This window comes from Leptospira stimsonii (assembly GCF_003545885.1).
GTDB classification, from domain to species: domain Bacteria; phylum Spirochaetota; class Leptospiria; order Leptospirales; family Leptospiraceae; genus Leptospira; species Leptospira stimsonii.
This window is the reverse complement of the sequence record NZ_QHCT01000037.1, coordinates 1-872: the sequence shown is the minus strand read 5'-3', so window position 1 is coordinate 872 and position 872 is coordinate 1. Positions and strand designations below refer to the sequence as shown.

Genomic DNA, 872 nt, shown 5'->3' with positions numbered 1-872 from the left:
TTTACTCAAATCAACATCATCCTTATATTCAAAAAGCTGATAAAACTCAGATTTATCAGTACGATGCGAACGTTCAACTTTACCGTTCAGACGAGGTGTGCCGGGTTTAATGTAGGTATGATGTATCCCTTGATCTTCAATATGCCAATGAAACTTTGCTTGAAATTCATGTCCGTTATCTGTTCGAATTGTATGGATTCGAAATGGAAACTTCTCCACTACATAGTCAACGAAATCAATAGCAGATTGTTGCGTATGAGTTTGATATATTTTTAAAGCACGTATTCGAGAAGCGTCATCAATGGCTGTATATTGAAATCTCTTAATTTCCTTGCCTTTGGAATTACGGAAAGAAAGGAATTTTACATCTATTTGCACATGATGACCCGGAACTTTTTTTTCATATCGAATAAACGACGATGGAATAGAACGCCTTCTTTGATTCTCCGGTAACTTATTCATCCCATTTCGTTTTAATACATAATATACTGCTGCTGCAGTGATCTTTATCGAGAGATAGCGTTCTAAATGCCAAGAGATTCTTTGCGGACCGAAATGATAAGTCCTGCGTAGGTGTAAGATTTTTTCTTCAGTATCCTTGCTAGTTCGCCAAGGGCAGGTGCCGCGACGAAATCCCGGCTTCTTATCTATGAGTCCTTCTTCCCCATAGGTATCATATGCCTTTTTCCATTGATAAAAAGTTTCTCTTGAAATGCCAAAGTGTCTACATGTTTTGGAAACATTACGAGATACTTTGGAATGATTTAAAACTTTGATTTTCTTCTGAATGCATCGTTGAGAATCCGTCGCCATACATACTCCTCAGGTTGAATACTTTATCGTTTCTGTCAACCGAGGTCGCTAGTTTCATA

General features: G+C 37.7%; 1 protein-coding gene. It reads right to left on the bottom strand.

Features of this window, described 5'->3' with window-relative positions; genetic code table 11:
• Positions 1–813 (bottom strand): helix-turn-helix domain-containing protein (locus DLM75_RS24045; protein WP_118971036.1); only part of this gene is annotated, 813 nt, incomplete at its 3' end.
• Between the last annotated feature and the right edge of the window lie 59 nt (positions 814–872).